A 22,961-nucleotide genomic window follows, 5' to 3' on the forward strand; every position below is an offset into this window, starting at 1 on the left:
ATAATTAAAGGCTAATCAATTAAAATATTTAAAATATTTATGGCTGCATCACTAATTTTAGTACCCGGACCAAAAATAGCCACGGTGCCTGCTTCAAATAAAAACGGGTAATCTTGCTTTGGTACCACGCCACCTACGATAACCATGATGTCATCGCGGCCATATTTTTTTAAGGCTTCAATAACTTGAGGAACGAGGGTTTTGTGTCCAGCAGCTAAGGATGAAATGCCTAGGATGTGTACATCATTTTCAACGGCTTGTTTGGCGGCTTCCTCTGGAGTTTGGAACAAAGGTCCAATATCCACATCAAAACCTATATCGGCGTAAGCTGTGGCAACAACTCTGGCACCGCGATCATGACCGTCTTGACCTATTTTAGCAATCATAATACGGGGGCGTCTGCCGTCCTGTTCTGCGAACTTGTCGGCTAGTTTTTGTGCCTCTAAAAATGATGCGTCGTTATTTATGGCTTTGCTATACACGCCTGAAAATGATTTTGTTTCTGCTTTATGTCGGCCGAAAACACTTTCTAAAGCGTCGCTTATTTCGCCTAAAGTGGCTCTAGCTTTACTGGCTTCAATCGCCAAGGCGAGTAAGTTTGAAGTTTCCGGTTTTTCCGAATTTACTGAAAATTTTGCAGCTTCCGTTAATTGGGATAGGGCGGTTTTTACTTTTTCAGAATTTCTTTCAGCTTTTATTTTTTTTAATCGCTCAATTTGGGCCTCACGTACCATGTGGTTGTCTACTTCTAAAGTAGAAATAGGCGTGTCCACTTTTGGTTGGTATTGGTTCACTCCAACAATAATATCTTGTTGCGAATCGATGCGTGCTTGCTTTTTTGCTGCGGCTTCTTGAATTCTAATTTTGGGAATTCCGGCTTCAATAGCCTTGGTCATACCACCTAGGGCTTCAATTTCTTCAATGTGTTTCCAAGCCTTTTCTGCAATATCATGAGTTAGCTTTTCAACAAAGTAGCTACCAGCCCAAGGATCGACCGTTTTGGTAATTTGTGTTTCTTCTTGAAGAAATAACTGGGTGTTTCTAGCTATTCGGGCCGTAAAATCGGTTGGTAAGGCCATAGCCTCATCTAGGGCGTTGGTATGTAAACTTTGTGTGCCTCCAAAAACTGCTGATGCCGCTTCAATCGTGGTTCTTGTTACATTATTAAACGGGTCTTGCTCGGTTAAACTCCAACCCGAAGTCTGACAATGCGTGCGAAGCATGAGTGATTTTGGGTTTTTCGGATTGAAAGGTTTTATCAATTTGGCCCACAACATTCTTGCGGCTCGCATTTTGGCTATTTCCATGAAATGGTTTAAGCCAATACCCCAAAAGAAGGATAATCGCGGCGCGAAATCATCAATATTCATCCCCGTAGCTAGGCCTGTTCTTACATACTCTAAACCATCGGCTAGGGTGTAAGCCAATTCAATATCGCAGGTAGCCCCAGCCTCTTGCATGTGGTAACCAGAAATGCTAATGCTGTTAAATTTAGGCATGTGCTTACTGGTATATTCAAAAATATCTGAAATGATTTTCATGGAAGGCTCTGGCGGATAGATGTACGTGTTACGCACCATAAATTCCTTGAGAATATCATTTTGAATGGTGCCTTCTAATGCATTTAAAGCCACGCCTTGTTCCTGAGCGGCTACAATATAGAAGGCTAAAATGGGTAAAACGGCCCCATTCATAGTCATAGAAACCGAAATTTCATTTAATGGAATTTGGTCGAAAAGGCGCTTCATGTCTTCAACCGTATCAATGGCGACACCTGCTTTGCCAACATCTCCAATAACGCGTCCATGATCGGAGTCATAACCGCGGTGCGTCGCTAAATCGAAAGCTACAGATAGTCCTTTTTGTCCCGCTTTTAAGTTCCGTAAGTAAAAAGCGTTGCTTTCTTCTGCCGTTGAAAATCCTGCGTATTGCCTGATAGTCCAAAGTTTATGAACATACATGGTGCAATAAGGTCCGCGAAGATATGGGGAGAGGCCTGCAGCGAAATTTAATTCTAATGATTCAACATCCGTTTTGGTATATTGAGATTTTAGAGGAATGCCTTCAGGGGTGTTAAAAGTATCGTTTGCGCCTGTTGTCTCGCTAGATGCTTTTCTGGTTATGGTAATATGTTGAAGGTTTTTTCTCAAAACGGTGCTGTTACAAGGTCTATGTTATTGATTTAAATTCGTGTCTATCAGTTGAGCATAGGACAAATCTAAACCATTATTTGGTTTGACTGATTTTGTGTTTCATGCTTTCGTATGCAAAGCTATAAGTTACGCTATTAAATAAAGTCAATAATATCAGGTTTAAGATGTTTTTAATTTTCATTTTTTAAACGTTTTTGCTCATGCAAAGCTGCTAATCGTTTTTCTATGATAGGTTCAATTAGCGTTTTTCTGGGATTTGTTTTTACAAAAGGATAAAGTTCTAGTTTATCCTTCATTTTATCCTCAGGGTTTGGGTGCAAATTACTGCCAATTAAAATATGGTCTCCTTGATCGAATTGCTGAACTTCTTTTTGCTCACTTTCTTTAATTTTTCTTTGAATCGTGCCTGCTTTGAGCTGTCTTAAAAAGCCGCCGTTTCTCTCGATGTCTTTAAATAAGTTTAAAGCTTTTTCAGCAAGTTGATTAGTCAGGCTTTCTACGTAATAAGCGCCATCAGAAGGGTTGTTTACCGCGTTAAAATAACTTTCGTGTTTTAAAATAAGCAATTGGTTTCTGGCAATACGTTCGCTAAATTCATTGGTTTTTTTAAAAAGATCGTCATAGGGTAGGTTGTAAATCGTATCTGCGCCACCCAATATGGCACTCATGCATTCTGTGGTACTTCGTAGTAAATTATTGTAGGCCTCGTATATGGTTTTATTGCGCTTTGTAGGGGTTGCTGTAATATTACAAGTACTTGGTATGCCGTATTCTAAAGCGAGGCTTTCCCAAAGAAGGCGTAGTGCTTTAAGCTTGGCGATTTCAAAAAAGTAATTGCTACCTATAGTAACCTTGAAAGTGACTTGGTAATTTGTTAAGTCAACCTGATTGTTGTCAAGGTTTGTTAGGTATTCATGAGCATGCGCTAAAGCGTAGGCTAGTTGCTGTACCATATTAGCGCCCGCATTTTGATAAAGCGATGCATCTACTGAAAATGATGCGGTTTTGGGTGATATTTTTCTGAATGACTGAAAGTCCGATTGGAGATTTTCAAACCAATTTCCGGTTTCAGCAAGCCGATTGATAATGTCTATCTCAATACTACTGTTAGGACATGTTTTTAGTAGGTTTTCGATGTAAGATTCTGAAAGAAATTGAAGTTGAAAAAGAATTGTGGTCGTTTTTGTATCGATATTTTCAATTAATCTTTCAACTGAAACGTTTTCTGAAGGGATTATAAAAGTTATAACATCAGCTCCTCGTTTTAATACATCAACGGCATGAAGATTGGATTTTTCAACATCGGCAACAAAAATTTGCTGCGCTATTTTCCAAGCGGTGGCTTTGGTATTTGAAATTTCAGGGAAATCACTAAAATCATCAGCGTGATAAAAAGGTTTTACGGCAATATCTTCATTGGAATTCCAAATGAGTGCGCTGTTATAGTCGGCGCCCATTAAATCATACTGTATTTTTTGTTTCCATTGTTTGGAAGATACAGGATCGAATTCGCTGAATAGCCCTTTAGTCATCTGCATTGGTTTTTAAACTGTCTTCGTATTCAATGATATAAATTTCTTCATTGTCATATTTCATATAATACTTTTCGCGAGCAAATTTTTCTAAACCATTAGCTGTTTCTAATTCTTTTAGGGCTTTTTTATCTTTAATAATTTCTTTTCTGTAGTAATCCTTTTCGTTTTCTAGGTCGTCTATTTCTTCGTTTAATTCACTGTGAATGATCCATGAATTGGCATCAAAAAAAAGCATCCAAACAATGAATACGGCTCCGATAAGGAGGTAAACATTTTTAAAAGGTTTTAAATATTTATTTTTTTTGAATTTCATTCTACAATTTTTGGGCAATAATGTTTTTAATGATATCTACAGCCACGATGTTGTGTTTGTTGTTTGGTATTATTATATCGGCATACTCCTTAGTGGGTTCTATAAATTGGGTATGCATGGGTTTTAATGTGTTTTGGTATCGTGTTAAAACCTCGTCGAGATCACGGCCACGCTCGGCAATATCGCGTTTTAATCGGCGTATTAGACGTTCGTCGCTATCGGCGTGCACATAAATTTTAATATCGCACAAATCTCTTAATTCAGGATTGGTTAATATTAAAATGCCTTCCACAATCATCACCTTTCTAGGGTGGGTTAAAATGGTGTCACCTGTTCTATTGTGTTTCACAAAGGAATACATGGGCTGCTCAATGACTTTATTGTCTTTTAAATCTTTGAGATGTTTGGTTAGCAGGTCAAAATCGATAGAGCGGGGGTGGTCAAAATTAATGGTAACACGCTCATCATAACTTAAATGTGTGGTATCTTTATAGTAAGAATCCTGAGAAATAACGCCTACCTCGCCATCGGGAAGTTCGTTAAGTATTTTATTGACAACCGTTGTTTTTCCGCAACCGGTGCCGCCAGCGATTCCTATTAAAAGCATAATTTTTAGTTTTGTTCCCTAGTTTGCAAAGTTAGTTAAAGTACTGATTGAAACTTTTTCCATTTGTTAAAAAAATGGCTCTTTTTCACCTGTTTTTTATCTTTTTTTCTATCCGTAGCTCAGCTATGGAACTCAAAAAAACGTTCAAATTATCAAAAAATGTTTAATTTTCGCTTAAACTCAAAAAGGTTAAATCCGTTCAAATGTAAAAATGAAATTAGGCAAATGTTTACTTTTTAACAGATTCAACTTCGGCTTCGGTAATCATTTTAGAATTGGTATTACTCCATGAATTGGTAATGTAGTTCATAACATCGGCAATCTCAACATCGTCTAAGCCCATAGCAGGCATATTGCCTTTATAGGTTATGCCATTTACTTTAATTTCCTTATTGATGCCGTATTTTAGCAGGTGAATACTCGCTTTTCTGTTTTTCATAAGAAAATCAGATTTTGCTAATGGCGGATAAGTATTTTTAATGCCTTGACCATTGGGGAGGTGACAAGTTACACAGAAGTCTTCGTATATCACTTCTCCGCGTTGGATACTCACTTTCAGCGGATCTTGGCTTGTAAGATGCAGCGTTAAAAAGGAAGAAAAAGTTAAAATGCTTATTAGAATCGTTTTCATACGTATGATTATTTTTTTTCAGGAATGATTTTATAAATTCCTTGACCTTCTACTGCGATATAAATGTAACCATCTGGAGCTTGTACGACATGGCGTAATCGTCCGATGTCTTCAAATAGTTTTTCGCGCTTTATCACTTTTTGGTCTTTTAAAGTAAGTAGTTCTAAATAGCTAAATTTTAAAGACCCAACTAACAGATGGTTTTTCCATTCTGGATATTTGTCTGAAGTCACTAAAGTCATACCACTAGGAGCAATAGATGGCGTCCAATAAAAAAGAGGTTGTTCCATACCGTCTTTATGAGTGAGCTCGGTAAAAGAGGTGCCACCATAATTAACACCGTATGAAATAACCGGCCAGCCGTAATTTTTGCCTTTTTTAATGATATTAATTTCGTCTCCGCCTTGCGGACCGTGTTCGTGAGACCAGAGTTCTCCAGTTAAAGGGTTTTTAATAAGACCTTGCGGATTGCGATGACCGTAACTATAAATGGCGATTTTGGCTTGTTTGGAATTTATGAAAGGGTTGCCTGAAGGGATGCGTCCATCGTCATGAAGACGGTAAATTTTGCCGCCATCTTTAGTGATGTCTTGAGGGTTTACATCGCGTTGGCCGCGTTCGCCAATTGAAAAGTACAGATAGCCGTCGTCGTCGAAAGCGATTCGGGAACCCCAGTGCTGACCTTTTCTAGTATTGGGTTCCGCTTTATATAAGCGTTCGTTTCCGAATAATTTATGGTTGGCAGAGTCGAAATGGGCTCTCATAATCGCGGTGTTTCCTCCATCACCTTCGCCTTCCGCGGAAGCGTAAGAGAAATAAATCCAATCGGTTTCCTCGTAATAGGGATGTAATTGAATGTCTAGAAATCCGCCTTGGCCACGCACATAAATGTCTGGTACCCCTGAAACTTTATGTTTTGTGTTATCTTTAAAATGAATGAGTTCACCCGATTTTTCGGTGATGAGCATGCTGCCATCGGGAAGAAAAGCCATGCCCCATGGGATATCTAAATCTGGGACAATCAATTCGGTTTTATAATTATAATGAGATGCGGTTGCAGGAATCGACTCCTTTTGCTGCGAACATGCGGTGAGCGTGAGTAGAAGTATAATTAAGAACGTGATGTGCTGCTTTTTCATATTGACTATTTTGTGCGGTTCAAGGTTAAGCAATTTACTAAATTATTTTGCGAGAATCTGATCGCTACCATGTTTAAAAAAGATGGAGCTTTAGACTGAAATCAAAACAGCAAATAAAATATAAAAAAACATTTGTGAAACAAATAAAAAGAGTATATTTGCATCCCGTTAGAGATAACCAATGATTCGGGGTGTAGCGTAGCCCGGTTATCGCGCCGCGTTTGGGACGCGGAGGTCGCAGGTTCGAATCCTGCCACCCCGACAAAAAAACACTAATAGTCTTAAAAGATTATTGGTGTTTTTTGCTTTAAGGGTATTTTGTTATTTGCGTTTGTTATGGGTTGGTAGACCATAAAGCCCCACTTTTAAGCATGGCTCTTCTTGGAAGTTTTAGACCTGCTACTATTAATTCTGCAAAATCTTCTGGTTGAAGTACGCTTTCTTGAGAACCTTTAGTGGCTATTCCTGCATTTATGGACATGTCGGATTCAAAGGTGCTTGGTGTATAGGTAGACACTCTAATATTATCTTTACGGACTTCTTTCATTAATGATTCCGACATACCTATAACAGCAAATTTTGAAGCAGAATACGCAGAAGTATTCGCATTACCGTTTAAACCCGCAGTAGAAGCTATGTTGATAATATCACCTTCGTCTTGTTTGAGTAAATGCGGCAAAACTTCTTTAGTTACATAGTACATTCCCATTACATTCGTTTGAATAATATGAGTCCATTCTGAAACCGCCATGTCTTGAAATGATCCGAATCCGCCTATGCCAGCATTATTCACCAAAATATCTACATTTCCTATAGTGTCTAAAACGCTTTTAATACTGCTTTTTACGTCTTCATAATTTCCAACATCAAATACGACATAGGTCGCCTTGACATCAAAGGCTTCTAATTCGGAAACCGTTTCTTTTAAAACACGTTCTGTTCTTCCTGTAATAACAATATCAATACCTTCTTTCGCAAATGCTAAAGCGATAGCTTTTCCTAATCCTCTGCCTCCTCCTGTTATAATGGCTTTTTTATTCTTTAAATGGCTCATTTTCTATAAATATTAAAACGTTTTTATGAAAAGTAGGTTGTTATTTTGTCCAGTAATCTAGCACTAAAACATCGGCAATAATAGGCCCTATTTTACTCACCAAATCTAAATGTGCTTTATGAAATAAGTAAATTTCTCTAGCATGCTCATCGTTAAAGGTTAAGGTAAAACAATGGGTTAAACCTTTGGTATGCCCTTCGGTGCTATCATTTAATCCCCATTCCAAGTTTGCAATTTCAGGAATTTCATTTTTAAGATTTACAAAAGCTTCAACAGCCTCATTTACCTGTTCTGGTGTGGCGTCTTCTTTATATTTTAAGTTAACCATGTGTCTTAAAACTTTGCCTTCTCTATTGATTTTAGGCGCAAGTTTATAGCTTACAATCTTTCTTAAATCATTACGAAAAGAGCCAGCAATTAAGAAGTTGTCTTCACCTATTTTAAGAGCTCTTAAACCGTAATAAATAGAGTATCCTGTTTCTAAATAATTTATAGGACTAAGTATACCTTCTTTATTTAACTTAAGCAATTGAATACTTTCATCGTCTCTTGTACCTACAGCCAATACCGCTTCATTATTTTCAACTGAAACAACTTCAATTCGAGTTTGCCCTTGGAGTTTTGTATGTTCATCATCTTTTAAAACCGAATGAGGAACTAAAGCACCTTTTTTATCCACTTTAAAAACACTAACACCATCACCATGATATACAAAATCGGTTCTTTTTATAAAACCTCCTCTTTTGTAATATTTATGATGTCTGTGACCAACAATTACATAATTATTATCCCCAAAAGTGACACCTGTTACAGGGTAGGCTCCTGTTAAATATCTATCGGTTGTATTATCGCTTATATTATTAATGTTTTTAAAAGTTCCATCTTCAAAAACCCTAAAACTACTAACCCCATTATCTTGAAACCCGCCTGTATATAAATAGGTTTTTCCTTTTATTTTATGCACAAACATTCCGATAATGCCATCGGTATGAATGGTTTCATCATCTTTCACCGACTGAACATGGGTGAGTTTCCCATCGTTTTCAATCTTAAAAGCACTTAGTCCTGGTGTTTCTTCTAGTCCTCCAACAAAAAGATAGGACGCTTTCTTCATATGAATAACTTGTAAGGTAATAGCAGTACCAAGGTGTGTTTCGTCGGTGTCTTCAATTGACGCAACCCGTTCAAGGGAGCCTCCTTCTAAAATTTTAAAAGTTTCTACAACATCACCATGCTTATTTGCCACAAATAGAAAATCTGTCCCATTAATACGATCGGCAACCATACCTCTTGCAGGGCCTTTTTTCATATAAAGTTCATGATTACTAATTGGCGTAAGGATACCTTGTTTATCTAAACTATAAACATCAATATTTCCAATACCGCCAGCATATATATAATGTGCGCCATCTTTTTCATAACTGGTAACAGACACGGTATTGGTTCCTGATATGCTTTTAATGTCTTGCCTATAAAGCATTAAATCATCAAAACCTTGAGCTAAACAAATTTGAGAGACTAGCCATGTAATGGTTAGAATACCTTTTTTTATACGATTCATAATTTTATTCCTTTTCAAGTTTAATTAATCTATAATAGCTTTTGCTCCAGCAATGGCTATGGCTCGGTCTTGGTCTATGGTACCTCCACTTACACCAATAGCTCCGATAATTTTACCTTCTTTATTTTTAATAGGGACACCTCCAGGGAAGGATACCAGACCATTATTGGTTAATTCTATATTGTAAATAATGCCTCCAGGCTGAGTTAGTTCACCTAATTTACCTGTATCGATATTAAAATAACGAGCTGTTTTTGCTTTTTTAATGGCGACATCTATGCTTCCTAAAAAAGACTCATCCATTCTTATAAAAGCTTTTAAGTTAGCACCAGCATCTACTACGGCAATGTTTACTAAAACATGAGATTGTTCAGCGTTCTTTTTTGCTTCCAAAAGAATTTTTAGAGCTTCATCATGTGTGACATTAAAATTTGACTGAGCTTCAATGTGCCCCATTTTCAATAGGAATAGGAAAACGAAAATTATTTTAAGTTTTAATGGTGATAGTATGCTTTTCATCTAGATTATGTTTTATGAGGACAAAACTCTAAAATGAAAATGACAAAAAAATAGAACAAGTTCAACACTTCAAAATTTTATTGATTTTTAAAATGTTTCTTTTTGATTTTACTCAAAAATTCATGAGTAATTCCTAAATAACTAGAAATTTGTCGGTCGGTAAGTTTAGACGCTATCTCTGGATAGGTTTGTATAAAATGATAATAGCGTTCTTCCGCCGTAAGGCTATGATTTCTAATCAACCTGCGCTGCCAAGCCACTAATGCTTTTTGAGACATTATTCTAAAAAGTTTTTCTACTGCAGGAACTGAATCATAAAGTGCTAATTTATCCTTTCTATCGATTAGTAGCACCTTACTATCCTCTAAAGCCTGGATATTTAAGTCTGATGGTTTTTGATTCATAAAACTATCTATATCCATGAGCCACCAGTCTTTAACCGCAAAATACAAGGTGTTTTCATTGCCTTTATTGTCTAATACGAAAACCCTAAAACAACCTTCTAATACAAAACCTTCAAATTTACAAACACTACCCTGAGTTAATAAAAACTCTTTTTTCTGAATCACCTTGGGTTTAAAATAACTACATAATTGCTCTAATTCAGGCTTAGAAAGTTGTATGCTTTTTTCAATATTTTGAATTAATACATCGTTTTCCATATCATAATTTACCGCTTTTTGAAAATTTCAACCGCATGATGCACTAAATTTATCGAGGGATGTCTGAACTTTTTTTTCATAATTATAATATATTTAATAAAACATAACCTGCTCTTAAAATCGACTAGATTTAAACTATACACTATTGAAGTTTCTCAATGCCCATGGCACATTTGAGACTTGAAAACTTAAATTAAGCCTACCAACTCTATATTCTCCTAATTCTTAAAAATACCATTTCTATGGCATGAAATAATATCATCACTCCATAAATATTAGACATGTCAAGTTTAAATCGAGTAGGCAAACCACGACTAAGGCATGAAAAAGGGTAATTTCACATTTTGAGTTATAAAAAATGAACTTAAGGGTGTTCAAAAACCACCACAACTTGTATATCATTTTAACACCTAATAAACCCCATTTTCAACTACATTATAAAAACTATGAAAAAAATTAAACTATTAGCTTTATTGTTATTTACTGTCTTTAGTTATGGACAAAACACATTTTCTTGGGACAATTCCTCTGATTATGGCCCTAAGGGATCACAAAACTTTTATCCTGGGCAAGTTATTAATATGACCTTATCCTATAGCACCCCAGGTGACTTTAGTTATATACAGGTGATTTTACAAGAAAAAAATTCAGCAAATGTCATTGTAAACAGTTATGGCAGTGATTATGTGCGAAATGAGAATTCAGGACAACAACCTGATTCAGATTCATTTTCTACAACCTATACCATAGCTTCAAATGCGCCAACAACATTACCCGCAGGAAACTACTACTTTTTACATATGTTTATGTGGACCGTAAGTAATGGTGGTGCAAATGACAGTAGAAATGTTAATTTAACCACTGCAAACACGGTAAATACCAATGTAAGTATTACTCTAAATGCTAAACACATCGTAGGCGGAAAAGAAACCTTCGAACGATCTAAATATATTGGTATTCATGCTAACCAAGGGGAAGCAGAATGGGACGGTAACAACGTTGATGCTAATGGTAACCCGATTGATTTACGCGATGATCTTTTAAATGGTTTAGATGTGTATTTAGGTAGAGATACTGGAGGTATTACCTATAATTTAAATCAAGTGGATGAAGATCCTGCCAGAACAGGGTTTGCTAAGCCTACTGGCTCCAATAGTATCGCTTCCAGAGGATTGAACGCAAGAAATATTTATGCTTCAAAAACAGCCATACACCCTTATGAAAGCAGAAACGAACTTATTCTTGCAGGACAATTAAATCCGTTTTGGACAGGTCATGATCAGGTTCCAACAGGGCAAGGCTGGCTTTTGGCTAACGGAACTGCAACAGGCGAGTATATGGGACGCTATATTAATGAATTCCACAGCGGAAATGGCGAACCTGCACCTAGTTGGGTTGAGGTTATTAATGAACCTGCTTATGAAGGATACGGTGGTCCGGGAGACTTTACTCATGATATTCAAGATATTGCCGATTTTCATAATGAGGTTGCTGCTGCTATTAAAACACAAACACCAAACGCTTTGGTTGGTGGCTATACGACGGCTTTTCCTAATTTTGAAAAAGGAGATTTTCAACGTTGGCATAAACGATGGAAACTTTTTATGGATGTAGCCGGAGCTAACATGGATTTCTTTTCAATTCACCTATACGATATAGCATCTAAACCAGATGGCACAATTGATTTAAGGAGTGGTAGTAATATTGAGGCTACTTTTGATATGATGGAGCAATACAGCACCATGTTATTTAATAATGTAAAGCCTATTATAGTATCTGAAATGGGTGGTGTTATGAATGGTCAAAGAAACCAAGATTGGTCTCCATACAGGGATTGGCTTTGGGTGAAGAGTGCTAACGCGCAACTCATGTCTATGATGGAACGCCCAAATATTATTGCTAAAGCACTACCGTTTTTAGTTTTAAAAGCACAATGGGGAAGTACACCACAAGGAAATCCTTATAACAACAGGTTAATGAGACAAGAGAATGAACCTGCTACTTTTGTACCTGGTTATGGATATACTGGAAATTGGGTGTATTCTGATATGATTAAATTCTATCAACTATGGAGTGATGTAAAAGGTACAAGAGTAGATACCACGACTGATGATTTAGATATTCAGGTAGATGCTTATGTTGATGGCAATAAGGCTTACATAATTCTAAATAATTTAGAATTTGTTTCAAAAGATGTGGATTTAAAATTTATTGACACGCAGTACGGTACTATAAATTCCATAAATAAAAAACACTTTTATTTAAATAATGTAACTCCTGTTTTATTGGAGGAATCCATTCCAACAACCACTTCAACAGTAACTGTAGGAGCTGAAGGCACCATGATTTTAGAGGTTACTTTTGACAATGCAATAACCCTTAACGACTCGAATACAGAAACGAAATACTATGCAACAGACTATTTAAAACCAATCGTCGCTAATAAAACTGAAACTTTTCAAGTTAACGGGGTGTCGAAAAACACTTATGGAGAAGCTGTTTTACGATTAGGTGTTGGTAGACCGCATAGCAGACTTGTTTATCCTTCTTCAATTACCGTTAATAACACATCAATTACAATTCCTTCTGATTGGAGAGGATACGACCAAGCCCAAAGAGAACGCTTTTTTGGTGTATTGGAAATACCAGTTCCATTTAACCTAATTCAAGCTAATAACACGATTGAGGTAACTTATCCAGATGCAGGAGGACATATAAGTAGTGTAACCATGCAAATCTTCAATTTTAATCGAGATATTCGTACACCAAATACAGCAAGCGTAGAAGGCAACGGAAAACTAAAGCAAGTGAAGATTTACCCAAACCCAACAAAAGGTATATTTAACCTTTCGGCCATACATAACACAACAGAAGTTAAAATTTACACCATTTCTGGGGTTGAAGTAAAAAAATTCACAAACCTAAAAGACATGGATATTTCTGATTTAGCAGCAGGGATATATTTTGTAAAAACAAATACTGGCGGTGTTGCTAAGCTGATTAAAAACTAGTGAGCTTGAACACCCAAAAGATGGGTGTCCATTTATAATTAATTCAAAACAAGAGGCTGTCTGAAAAGTTAAAACAGTCGTCATGCTGTGCTCGACACAGAATCTCATCACATTGAAATTCAATGATAATGAGAATCTGAAATAAATTCAGATTGACGTAAATACAACTTTAAAGACAGCCTCTTTATTTATAATTATCCATACTATTAGTAGTTGAACCACTTTCTTTTAAGATTACTAAAATATTACACTTAGTTTATGATGATCTTAAATAAAACCGCAGACTATTTTCTAAAAATTTCTATAAAGTAAATACAACTTTAATAGTTTCTAAGGTTGTTATTTTATAAAGACTAAAAACGTCTAGTAGTGTTATAGTTAATTCCAAAAAAAATAAGGCTGCATAACATTATTATGCAGCCTTTAAGTATGGATTTTTATATCTGTTAATTAAAAACAACTTTTCTAGAAGCTGTTCCTTCTTTTGCAGAAACTTCCACAATATAAATTGTTCCTTCTTCAAAATTAAAATCTAAAGTTTCTTGAGCTCTTACTTGCTTTGACGCTAAACGTCTTCCTAGCAAATCAAATACTTGTACATTTCCAGATAGAGATTTTAAGCTAACGCCAGTTTTAGAAACTGTAAAATTATTTTTAATAAAATCGTTAGAAGCTGTAGTTAAACTGTTAGCTGGTGCTTTGTTAAGCGTATAATCATCAACATAAAAAACCGCTCTATCTGTACCATTGTTTTTACAGACTAACCTCAAGTAAACACTGCCTCCTCCTGTATCATCAGAGGTATAAGTAGGTGATGCTATTTCTACCCATCCCGATTCTGTAGCATAGTCAATTGTAGTTATTGCACCAGTAGCTACTTTAGCATTGTCTACCCATAATTCAGCAAAAAAATCTGCCGCAGGGGATGCCGCATCTAATTGTACCCATATTGAGCCTTGGTAATCCATAGCTGCTGACTCTCTTACATGTCGAAAGGCTGGACCTTGATTAAATGTTGCAGTAGCTCCAACGGTATTACACATCAAAGCATGTCTTCCACTTTTAAAATTGGTAGTTACTCGAGAAATAGGATTGATTTGATTCTTTTGATATACCTGGGTGTAAGACGTCGTTGCGCTATTGGACAAAAACTGAATCTCCATATCGCCATTTACTGTTAATGGGTTTTGAACGAGTTCAACATCATCATAATTAATAATATCGTTTGCTATAGGATTATCAACACGAACTTTTACGTCAATGTCTGCTGCAGGCGTATACTGAATCATCATTATTTTATTCCATGAATCGATATATTCTGCATTATTCCACACAACAGCTTGTCCTCCGATCAGGTCGGTAGTCCCGTCGGATTCCATCAACCTTAAAGCAGATCTGTCGTTATTAGCTGTAGGCTTCACCCATACCGTTAAATAAGTTGGCAGTCCAGCTGTTAAACTATAAGTCTCATCGTTTATAATATGGTTATTCGGACTACCCGAAGAACTCGTTAGCAAGGCGCCATTAGCACCAGCATAAGCATCGCCATCTGTTAAAGTTCCTAATCCCGCTGTCCAGCCATCAGGAACACCTCCCGTTGATGTTTCAAAATCCCCATTTGTTACTGGGTGGTTAACTTGCCCCAATACACCTAAGGGAAGTAATAATAGTAGTAATGTTTTTTTCATAATGGTAAATAATTTAGTTAGTATTCTCTGTCCTAAATTTATAGTTAACCATTATTATTCGCATGAATATAAACTTGACTAAAACTGTACAGCGCATTTTTATTTCTAAAAGCAAATTTTAATACGCGATAAAAACTTAACACAAACTCAATGTCTGTTTTATTAAATCTTCAATATAAAATCGAAAAACTAAATGCTCACATCTCTTTAATAACGGTGGTTTCATCTTTTTTCAGTAAAAATTACCGATCACTATAGGAGCATCATATTCATTAAAAAAAACTACGCATGAGCTAGACCGGGTATAAAAACCTAAATAAGGACACTTATAAGTTTGATTTAAAACTAAGCAAAAACACATTTGGTTTTTATAAATAGGAAACAAAAACCTTTTCATAAAAGTCACTTCAAAATTTTAATTAAGGAATGAAAATCAATATTGTACAGTTTAAGTCTAGTTGCTTCTTATTTCTAAACCAGAACTAAACAGTAGTTTTAAGGACTAATAATTCTAAACTTAAATTCTTATGAAAAAAATTACTTTATTATTTGTTGCTTTAGTTGTTAACACAGTAACATTTGCTCAAACTATTAGCCTAAACAATTTAGGTACTATTGGAACAGAATTCTATCAAGGTCAGACTATTTCATTGGAAATAGCATTAACTGGTATCGATGGCAATTTTGAAGTTGGTTTTACAGGCGGACCTGATTTAGCAGGTAGTGCCGTATCCATTGATGCAGCGAAAACTACTGCTGAATTAAATGCATTTGTAGGCGCTTTTGGAGATACTTCTAGTTCAACCAATACGTTTATTAACCTTGCTGGTCGTACGGTTCAATCTGGTACCGTTACTCTTAATGTAACTGTGCCTTCTGATTTTACTTTTACTGGTGGTGGCCAAACGGTTTCTGAATTTATAGTGTTGACATTAAATGGAGGTTCTGCTACTGGCAACGAAGCGGTAACTATCCATTTTGATCAATCTACTTTATCTACCAACAACTTTAACAAAGACAAACTAGCAGCTTACTACAACGCTAGTACTGATGCTTTAGTAGTTGATAGCAAAATAAGTGGAGACTATGCGATTTATAATTTAACCGGAAAATTAGTTTCTAAAGGTATTATCTCTAATCAAATTAGTCTGAATACATTAAAAAGTGGCAGTATATATGTTTTTGCTACTAAAAGTGGTGTATTAAAATTTGCCAAGTAAAAACATAAATTCATCAATTGGATTAAAACGGTTTAGTGTCTGCTAAACCGTTTTTTTTATGTCTTATTTTATTGAATTATTTAGCTTAAAGTACCGATACGAACACGGGTTGTTATTTAATTGAGATTTTTTCTTGCGCAAAATCTAAACTAAAAAAGGCGATTTAAGTAAGTGTTGGTTTGTGAATTATAGTTTTAGAAACCTTAGAAATGGCTTAATAGAGTGTATGAGGAATATTAATAACCTCAGATGTTTTATATTTAGTAAAATCATTGATGTTTTTAAACTACTGACAGAGATTTGCCAATCCAACTTCAAAAACAAGGATATCCTAACCGCTTTATTTAGTTTTAAAATAATTACTTTTGATTAATGAGTTAACACTGATTTTGTTCTCAGTAATAAAAATAATCCAACATCAATCATTAGAATCATTATTAAAACGCATCATTAATGAAACCATTGAATACCCCACCAATCACATTTAAAACTTTTTTATTTTCTGCAGCACTTCTAGGCATAACGGCATGTAAAAACCAATCGCCCGTAGACAAAATTAAAGATTCTAATATTACACAAGAACCTTCATCTGCTCCAGCTACAACAGATACACCTCATTCTAGTGTTGCCGAAGAAACTCCTGTAGGTTCCGATAAAGCTGTAGCGCATTTTGAAGCAGGACTTGAAGCGGCTAATACTAATAATATGCCTCTAGCGTATAAAGAATTTTTAGAAGCAGCAAACGAAGGCCATGTTTATGCACAATATAACATCGGCTTGATGTACGAGCAAGGACTGGGCATTGATAAAAATGCCGAACAAGCGGTGAACTGGTATGAAAAATCTGCTGAACAAGGAAACTCGGCGGCACAATTTAATCTTGGTGTGTGTTACGAAAATGGCATAGGCACTGCGGTAGATTTCAGTAAAGCCAACGACTGGTACCGAAAAGCATCCGAGCAAGGTGACGGTTTAGCTGTTGGTAACCTAGGCATGTTATATATTCGTGGGCAGGGTGTGAAAGTGAATAAAGTTGCAGGGATTGCACTTCTACTCATGTCATCAACTATGGATACTTCCCCTCAAAATCTAGCACGAAAAAATATTTCATCAACTAAAGGTTTAACACCAGAGATGGTTTCCGAAGCTCAAGTGCTTTCCGCTGAAATGAGCGATACCAATAACATTTTAGGACCTCTTGATAATTATTTAAATATTTCAGGATAGTTAATTGGTTTTTGGGATTCGGTGTTTATTTCTTTTAGAGGTTTTTAGCTTTTTTAATAAGTACACACCTTGCTATGCTTAAAACCTTGATTAAATGGGGTTTCTGTAATTTCAGCGTTAAGCTGCCATTAATCAATGAATTTTATAGCTGACTCCTTCTGGTGCCTATAAATCCTACTCACAGTTAGCTTATTAACTAAAACCATTGATGCATACTCTCAAAAAAAGATGCAAAACATCCTGTGGAGTTATTAAAATTATGAGTAAATTGAATCGTTAATTTTTACTTATAAAAATACAGTTATGAAATGGAAAGGTAGAAGACAAAGCTCTAATGTTGAAGATCGTAGAGGTCAAGGAGGCGGTTCTAGTCGCGGATTTGGCGGATTTAACCCCATGATTTTAGGGCCTTTAATTAGACTCTTATTTTCTAAAACAGGTTTGATTATTGTTGGTATCTTTCTAATAGGATCCTTTCTAACAGGAAACAATCCGTTAAATATTATTAGTCAGTTTTTCACTGGAGCTCCTATACAAACTGAAAATTCGGCTCCATACCAAGGCACCGAAAAGGAAAACGAATTAGCCGCTTTTAGTGCTACGATTTTAGCCAATACCGAAGATGTTTGGAATGCCCAGTTAGAAAATTACCGCAATCCTACGCTTGTGCTTTTTACTGGAGCTGTGTCTTCTGCCTGCGGATCGGCCTCTAGTGCTACCGGACCTTTTTACTGCCCTGGTGATGAGAAACTCTATCTCGATTTAAGCTTTTTTAGTGATATGGAACGTCAGCTTAACGCGCCGGGTGATTTTGCGCAGGCTTATGTTATTGCCCACGAGGTAGGACACCACATTCAAAAAATTATGGGAATTACCGAAAAAGTAGATCGCTTACGCGGAACAATAAGTCAGACTGAATATAACAAGTACTCCGTTAGATTAGAGCTTCAAGCTGATTTCTTAGCTGGGGTTTGGGCACACCACTCACAGGAAATGACAAAAATGATGGAAACAGGTGATTTGGAAGAAGCCTTAAATGCAGCTAATGCCATTGGTGACGATCGTTTGCAGAAAAATGCCTCAGGACGTGTGGTTCCCGACTCTTTTACCCACGGTACCTCAGCCCAACGTATGCGTTGGTTTAAAAAAGGTTTTGATACCGGTGATCTTTCTCAAGGTGATACTTTTAATGCGGATCCGTTGTAGGCTGGAGGCAGTGAGCTTTATGCTATAGGCTGTAAGCAGTAGGCATAAGCATATGGCTTACAGCTTATAGCCAAAACCATTGTCTTCTTTATAGTTTTACTATCTTAGTTCTGAATATTAATCACTTAAGATACTTATCCCAAATCATGATACCATTAAACTACTTGTATTATGAAAAACCTTTAGCTAACCACAATAACCAACCCTCACAATAAATGAAAAAACACAATAAACTTTCTGAATTAGCTTCCACTGCCATTTGCGGTAATGATATCAGTTCTTCCGTATTATATGTTTCAGCCTTAGCCATTGCATTTGCAGGACAGTATGCTTGGATCACTTTACTAATTGTTTCACTGGTTCTATTTCTATTCAGGAAAATTTATGGCGAAGTAGTTGGCGCTTTACCTTTAAATGGTGGTGCTTATAACGCTTTATTAAATACAACAAGTAAATCTGTAGCCTCCTTTGCGGCTACTTTAACTTTACTCTCCTACATGGCCACAGCGGTTATCTCTGCTAATGAGGCGATACATTATTTACATCATCTTATTCCAGCTATTCCAATCATTATAGCCACTATTGTTTTACTTAGTATTTTTGCTCTATTAACTATAGGAGGGGTTTCAGAATCGGCTAAAGTGGCTATAGGTATTTTTCTTTTTCACCTAGGTTCTTTTGTTTTATTAAGTGGATTTATAGTGTTTTTTCTTGCAAATAATGGTTTCGGATTGTTTTTTGAGAACTGGCATTTACCAACTACAGGAGGAAGCATCACCAATGCCATTTTTCTTGGTTTTGCAGCTTCTATGTTAGGAGTTTCTGGTTTTGAAAGCTCGGCAAATTTTGTAGAAGAACAGAAAAAAGGGGTATTTCCTAAAACCCTTAAAAATATGTGGATTGTAGTAAGTGTTATCAATCCGCTAACAGCAATTTTTGCTTTGGCCTTATTCACTTTACCGGTATTACAAAGTGATGCCTACCAAAACACCCTTTTAATAGAAATGGCATCGTATGTAGGTGGAGATTGGTTAGCCATAGTAATTGGCGTCGATGCTTTTTTAGTATTAAGTGGTGCCGTATTAACCAGTTTTGTTGGTGTTTCCGGTTTATTGGAACGTATGGCTTTAGATAGAATTTTACCTCAGTTTTTTTTAAAGAAAAACAAAAAAGGAAGTTCTTACCGTATCATTCTAGTCTTTTTGCTTTTAACCGTTTCGGTATTATTAATTACAAATGGCAACGTTAAGCTTCTTGCAGGGGTTTATACGATTTCATTTTTATCGGTGATGGCGCTATTCGGCATTGGAAACATTCTACTAAAAGTTAAAAGAAACCGTTTACCACGCCCAGAAAAAGCCAGTTGGGGCGCTATTATATTTGCCATTATTGCTGTAATCGTCGCTTTAATAGGTAATATTATTATGAAGCCTGCAGAGGGTGTTCCTAGTAATTTATCGGTATTCCTTGAGTATTTTGTGCCTTCGATATTGTTTATCGTGATTATGCTAAACAGAACCGTATTACTGAAATTCGTATTAAAATTAATCCATTCGATATTCGATCCGTTTAGAAACTTTGTTTTTAAATCTGATAAAAAAATTCTATCCTTAATACACACGATTAACTCCCAGGAGTTTGTCTATTTCACTAAAAACGATGATGTTGCTACTTTAAACAAAGTCTTGCTTTATATTCAGAAAAACGAACATACTAAAAAGATAAAAGTGGTTACCGTTACAGGACATGGCAATGAAATAAACGACCAATTTAGAAATGATATTCGTGTGGTAGATCGGGAATACCCCGCTATTAGTATCGATTTCGTTGAAATTGACGATAAATTTGGACCACAACTCATCAACCGACTGTCTAAAGAATGGGGAATTCCAATCAACTTTATGTTTATTGGCTCTCCTGGAGACCGTTTTCCTTATAAAGTGGAAGAATTAGGAGGGGTCCGATTGATTATTTAGTTTTTAAGAATTAGGCGGTCTTAAAAAGTTATAATTATTGTCATATTGAGCTTGTCGAAATATCTTAAAGCAGGTGTTAACCAAAAGGGTTTCGACAGGCTCAACCTGACAAATACAATATTAAAAGTCTTTTTGAAAAGCCTCAATTTCTGTTTTTACAATACTATAAACTTCCTAAAAGTTCGGCCATTTTTTGGGCACGTGCTTTAACTTCTTCTTCCGTCCATGATAATTTGATTAAGCAAGAAATATTACGTGCTATAATCGCATCGGAAGCTTCGAAAGTTTTATTTTCTAAATCTTGTAAGCCATTTTTTATTTCTTTTGATAACGGGAACAATGATTTCTGTTGTGTTAAATGCTGCCATCTTCTCACATAATGCCAGTTATTATCGAAATAATGGAAACACCCATCGATGCCATTTTCCTTAAACAAAGTCATCGCTTTTTGCGTGGTTTCCAAGTCTTTTAAAAAGAAACTTAAAAAGGAATAGTTTTCTACACCACCCTGAGGTACCGTTCGGAAGGTAAGTCCGGAAACGCTTTTTAAAGCTTCTTTTATGATGTTGAAGTGTCGTTCTTGAATGTTTAAAATTTCAGGAAGGCGTTTAACTTGAGCCAAACCTACAGCGGCATGAAGCTCTGAAATTCTATAGTTGTAGCCTAAAAACGGATGTGTTTCGGCGCCTCTATCATTCCCAATATGGTCGTGACCATGATCGCTATAATGATCGGCATTAACATAATAGTCTTCATTGTTGGTAATAACGGCTCCGCCTTCGCCACAGGTAATGGTTTTTACAAAATCGAATGAAAAACACCCTAAATCGCCAATACTTCCCAATGGTTTATTATTGAAAGTGGCTCCAATAGCTTGGCAGGCATCCTCTATAAGTAAAAGGTTATTCGTTTTACAAATATCTTGAATAGCTTGCATATCGGCCATACCACCACACATTTGTACGACCATAATACATTTTGTGTTTGGGGTAAGTGCTTTTTTTATGGCTTCGGGATCGAGGCCTAAGGTGTCATCGATATCTACAAGAACTGGTGTTGCTCCAACTTGCATGACAGCTTCGAAACTTGCCACAAAAGTAAAGGTTGGTAAAATAACCTCATCGCCAGCTCCTATGCCGGCAGAAGCTAATGCTACTGATAAGGCTGCCGTTCCGCTGGAAACAAGTTGTACGTGATTGGTTTGAAGTGTTGTTTGTAAAGCGCTTTCTAGTTCTTTCGCTTTCCAATGACCATTACGCATGCCGTCGAATCCGTAACGCATAAGCACGCCATTATCTAATACATCGTTTACTTCTTTTCGTTCTAAATCTCCAAATAATTCGAATCCTGGCATAATTTTATTTATTTCTTATAGGTTTGTTTGTATGATATATGGTGCGCTGCGTTAGGGATGGAGGCCTTGTTGGAGCTCTTTTTGTGTGGCTTGCCTGCCGATAGGTAGGTATGGCTCACAAAAAAGCGACGGCCGAGAGCCCGACCCTTGTGGTAACGCCCTAATGATTTATAGTTCTATAATCGCCTCGCTTAGTGGGCGTCTTACTTTTTTAAAAGTTGAAAACATATCGTCGTCGGCGCGATAGCCAATAGGTAATAGTAATACCGATTTTAAACCTTGCTTTTCGAGGTCTAAAATACGATCGTATTCTTGAGGGATAAAACCTTCCATCGGGCAAGAATCGATACCTTCCATGGCGCATACCGTCATTAAATTTCCTAGGGCAATATAGGCTTGGTTGGCCGACCATTGCAGGCGTTGATCGATGGTTTTATTGGACATCATATTGACCAAATCCTCGCGATAAGGTTTTAAAATGGTTTCGGAGGTTTGGCGAATACCTTTGATGTTTTTGTAATAATTATCGATATCGGTGCTGGTAATATCTGTTTGCACACAGATTACGAGTAAATGTGACGCATCTACGACTTGTTTTTGATTGAAAGATGCTTTTACAAGTGATTGGCGTGTTTCTTGGTTTTTTACAACCACCAATTTAATAGTTTGCAACCCATAAGATGTTGCAGTTAGGTTGAAAGCTTGCTTTATGAGGTTTAATTTTTCTTCGGAAAGCTTTTTTTCTGTATTAAATTTTTTGGTAGCATATCGCCATTGTAGCTGCTTTATCGTATCCATTTTGGCTTAATAATTTGAGCAAAAATAAGATATGCACATGGCATTTTACCATATTAAAGCGAAAAAATACAAGTGAGATCGTGCCTGAATCAATATTTTTAAAAAAAATGATTTTTTGTTTGACAGATTTGAAAAAGGTTTCTATATTTGCACCCGCATTCAGGGAATACCTGATGAGGCACTCAGGAGAAATGGCAGAGTGGTCGAATGCGGCAGTCTTGAAAACTGTTGAGGGTCACACCTCCGGGGGTTCGAATCCCTCTTTCTCCGCAAAAAACCCCGTAAACATCATGTTTATGGGGTTTCT

The 22,961-nt window shown here is 36.4% G+C and carries 18 protein-coding genes and 2 tRNA genes; 7 read left to right on the top strand and 13 right to left on the bottom strand.

Features of this window, described 5'->3' with window-relative positions; translation table 11 throughout:
* Positions 1-11 precede the first annotated feature (11 nt).
* From scpA to JJL45_RS06145, 6 genes are all read right to left on the bottom strand, one after another.
* Positions 12-2,150 (bottom strand): methylmalonyl-CoA mutase, encoded by a 2,139-nt coding sequence (scpA, locus tag JJL45_RS06120; RefSeq protein ID WP_068602612.1) that lies wholly within the window; start codon positions 2,148-2,150, stop codon positions 12-14.
* A gap of 173 nt (positions 2,151-2,323) precedes the next feature.
* Positions 2,324-3,685, bottom strand: a complete 1,362-nt coding sequence (locus tag JJL45_RS06125; protein WP_068602611.1) for a methylmalonyl-CoA mutase subunit beta — start codon at positions 3,683-3,685, stop codon at positions 2,324-2,326.
* Entirely contained in the window at positions 3,678-4,001 is a 324-nt protein-coding gene (locus JJL45_RS06130) for an FtsB family cell division protein (RefSeq protein ID WP_068602610.1), read from the bottom strand. Before JJL45_RS06130 ends, JJL45_RS06125 begins: the two co-directional genes overlap by 8 nt.
* A 1-nt stretch (position 4,002) precedes the next feature.
* A complete protein-coding gene (gene udk, locus JJL45_RS06135; RefSeq protein ID WP_068602609.1) occupies positions 4,003-4,608 on the bottom strand; it encodes a uridine kinase in 606 nt (201 codons plus the stop codon).
* A 229-nt stretch (positions 4,609-4,837) separates the two neighbouring features.
* Positions 4,838-5,239, bottom strand: coding sequence for a c-type cytochrome (locus JJL45_RS06140; RefSeq protein WP_068602608.1), 402 nt, complete (start codon positions 5,237-5,239; stop codon positions 4,838-4,840).
* 8 nt (positions 5,240-5,247) lie between these two features.
* The gene (locus tag JJL45_RS06145; RefSeq protein ID WP_068602607.1) at positions 5,248-6,378 is read right to left on the bottom strand and encodes a PQQ-dependent sugar dehydrogenase; all 1,131 of its coding nucleotides are present in this window, start codon (positions 6,376-6,378) and stop codon (positions 5,248-5,250) included.
* 187 nt (positions 6,379-6,565) lie between these two features.
* Here JJL45_RS06145 and JJL45_RS06150 point away from each other — a divergent pair.
* Positions 6,566-6,640, top strand: a tRNA-Pro gene (locus JJL45_RS06150).
* 72 nt (positions 6,641-6,712) lie between these two features.
* Here the strand turns inward: JJL45_RS06150 and JJL45_RS06155 are convergent.
* The 4 genes from JJL45_RS06155 to JJL45_RS06170 form a co-directional block, all read right to left on the bottom strand.
* A complete protein-coding gene (locus JJL45_RS06155; RefSeq protein WP_068602606.1) occupies positions 6,713-7,432 on the bottom strand; it encodes a 3-ketoacyl-ACP reductase in 720 nt (239 codons plus the stop codon).
* A 40-nt stretch (positions 7,433-7,472) separates the two neighbouring features.
* A complete protein-coding gene (locus tag JJL45_RS06160) occupies positions 7,473-8,993 on the bottom strand; it encodes a Dabb family protein (RefSeq protein ID WP_082935882.1) in 1,521 nt (506 codons plus the stop codon).
* A 24-nt stretch (positions 8,994-9,017) separates the two neighbouring features.
* The gene (locus tag JJL45_RS06165) at positions 9,018-9,449 is read right to left on the bottom strand and encodes a GlcG/HbpS family heme-binding protein (protein ID WP_068602605.1); all 432 of its coding nucleotides are present in this window, start codon (positions 9,447-9,449) and stop codon (positions 9,018-9,020) included.
* A 140-nt stretch (positions 9,450-9,589) separates the two neighbouring features.
* The gene (locus tag JJL45_RS06170) at positions 9,590-10,174 is read right to left on the bottom strand and encodes a Crp/Fnr family transcriptional regulator (RefSeq protein WP_068602604.1); all 585 of its coding nucleotides are present in this window, start codon (positions 10,172-10,174) and stop codon (positions 9,590-9,592) included.
* A 446-nt stretch (positions 10,175-10,620) separates the two neighbouring features.
* Between JJL45_RS06170 and JJL45_RS06175 the strand changes: the two genes are divergently transcribed.
* Positions 10,621-13,185, top strand: coding sequence for a T9SS type A sorting domain-containing protein (locus JJL45_RS06175; RefSeq protein WP_068602603.1), 2,565 nt, complete (start codon positions 10,621-10,623; stop codon positions 13,183-13,185).
* Positions 13,186-13,631: 446 nt separating this feature from the next.
* Here JJL45_RS06175 and JJL45_RS06180 read toward each other — a convergent pair whose 3' ends face one another.
* Complete coding sequence (locus JJL45_RS06180) at positions 13,632-14,873, bottom strand: T9SS type A sorting domain-containing protein (protein ID WP_068602602.1); 1,242 nt, start codon at positions 14,871-14,873, stop codon at positions 13,632-13,634.
* A gap of 527 nt (positions 14,874-15,400) precedes the next feature.
* Here JJL45_RS06180 and JJL45_RS06185 point away from each other — a divergent pair.
* From JJL45_RS06185 to JJL45_RS06200, 4 genes are all read left to right on the top strand, one after another.
* Positions 15,401-16,093, top strand: coding sequence for a hypothetical protein (locus JJL45_RS06185; protein ID WP_068602601.1), 693 nt, complete (start codon positions 15,401-15,403; stop codon positions 16,091-16,093).
* 453 nt (positions 16,094-16,546) lie between these two features.
* On the top strand, positions 16,547-17,320 hold the full coding sequence (locus JJL45_RS06190) for a tetratricopeptide repeat protein (RefSeq protein WP_068602600.1): 774 nt from the start codon (positions 16,547-16,549) through the stop codon (positions 17,318-17,320).
* Positions 17,321-17,623: 303 nt separating this feature from the next.
* Positions 17,624-18,526 carry a neutral zinc metallopeptidase gene (locus JJL45_RS06195; RefSeq protein ID WP_068602599.1) on the top strand — a complete coding sequence of 301 codons (903 nt, stop codon included), beginning with the start codon at positions 17,624-17,626 and terminating at the stop codon, positions 18,524-18,526.
* Between the two features lie 215 nt (positions 18,527-18,741).
* A complete protein-coding gene (locus tag JJL45_RS06200) occupies positions 18,742-20,502 on the top strand; it encodes an APC family permease (RefSeq protein ID WP_068602598.1) in 1,761 nt (586 codons plus the stop codon).
* Positions 20,503-20,665: 163 nt separating this feature from the next.
* On the opposite strand, the gene JJL45_RS06205 is transcribed toward JJL45_RS06200, so the two are convergent.
* Together JJL45_RS06205 and JJL45_RS06210 are read right to left on the bottom strand one after the other, a co-directional pair.
* On the bottom strand, positions 20,666-21,856 hold the full coding sequence (locus JJL45_RS06205) for a DegT/DnrJ/EryC1/StrS family aminotransferase (protein ID WP_068602597.1): 1,191 nt from the start codon (positions 21,854-21,856) through the stop codon (positions 20,666-20,668).
* A 168-nt stretch (positions 21,857-22,024) separates the two neighbouring features.
* Positions 22,025-22,654, bottom strand: coding sequence for an NAD(P)H-dependent oxidoreductase (locus JJL45_RS06210; RefSeq protein WP_068602596.1), 630 nt, complete (start codon positions 22,652-22,654; stop codon positions 22,025-22,027).
* A 185-nt stretch (positions 22,655-22,839) separates the two neighbouring features.
* On the opposite strand from JJL45_RS06210, the gene JJL45_RS06215 reads away from it, so the two are divergent.
* Positions 22,840-22,924, top strand: a tRNA-Ser gene (locus JJL45_RS06215).
* Positions 22,925-22,961 lie beyond the last annotated feature (37 nt).

Source organism: Tamlana sp. s12 (assembly GCF_016767215.1).
Lineage (GTDB): Bacteria > Bacteroidota > Bacteroidia > Flavobacteriales > Flavobacteriaceae > Pseudotamlana > Pseudotamlana agarivorans.

Coding starts and splice junctions, on each gene's coding strand:
- JJL45_RS06165 (WP_068602605.1), bottom strand. CDS start 9,449: ATGGGGCACATTGAAGCTCAGTCAAATTTTAATGTCACACATGATGAA.
- JJL45_RS06200 (WP_068602598.1), top strand. CDS start 18,742: ATGAAAAAACACAATAAACTTTCTGAATTAGCTTCCACTGCCATTTGC.
- JJL45_RS06125 (WP_068602611.1), bottom strand. CDS start 3,685: ATGACTAAAGGGCTATTCAGCGAATTCGATCCTGTATCTTCCAAACAA.
- JJL45_RS06180 (WP_068602602.1), bottom strand. CDS start 14,873: ATGAAAAAAACATTACTACTATTATTACTTCCCTTAGGTGTATTGGGG.
- JJL45_RS06160 (WP_082935882.1), bottom strand. CDS start 8,993: ATGAATCGTATAAAAAAAGGTATTCTAACCATTACATGGCTAGTCTCT.
- JJL45_RS06170 (WP_068602604.1), bottom strand. CDS start 10,174: ATGGAAAACGATGTATTAATTCAAAATATTGAAAAAAGCATACAACTT.
- udk (WP_068602609.1), bottom strand. CDS start 4,608: ATGCTTTTAATAGGAATCGCTGGCGGCACCGGTTGCGGAAAAACAACG.
- JJL45_RS06210 (WP_068602596.1), bottom strand. CDS start 22,654: ATGGATACGATAAAGCAGCTACAATGGCGATATGCTACCAAAAAATTT.
- JJL45_RS06145 (WP_068602607.1), bottom strand. CDS start 6,378: ATGAAAAAGCAGCACATCACGTTCTTAATTATACTTCTACTCACGCTC.
- JJL45_RS06140 (WP_068602608.1), bottom strand. CDS start 5,239: ATGAAAACGATTCTAATAAGCATTTTAACTTTTTCTTCCTTTTTAACG.
- JJL45_RS06190 (WP_068602600.1), top strand. CDS start 16,547: ATGAAACCATTGAATACCCCACCAATCACATTTAAAACTTTTTTATTT.
- JJL45_RS06155 (WP_068602606.1), bottom strand. CDS start 7,432: ATGAGCCATTTAAAGAATAAAAAAGCCATTATAACAGGAGGAGGCAGA.
- JJL45_RS06205 (WP_068602597.1), bottom strand. CDS start 21,856: ATGCCAGGATTCGAATTATTTGGAGATTTAGAACGAAAAGAAGTAAAC.
- JJL45_RS06130 (WP_068602610.1), bottom strand. CDS start 4,001: ATGAAATTCAAAAAAAATAAATATTTAAAACCTTTTAAAAATGTTTAC.
- JJL45_RS06175 (WP_068602603.1), top strand. CDS start 10,621: ATGAAAAAAATTAAACTATTAGCTTTATTGTTATTTACTGTCTTTAGT.
- JJL45_RS06185 (WP_068602601.1), top strand. CDS start 15,401: ATGAAAAAAATTACTTTATTATTTGTTGCTTTAGTTGTTAACACAGTA.
- JJL45_RS06195 (WP_068602599.1), top strand. CDS start 17,624: ATGAAATGGAAAGGTAGAAGACAAAGCTCTAATGTTGAAGATCGTAGA.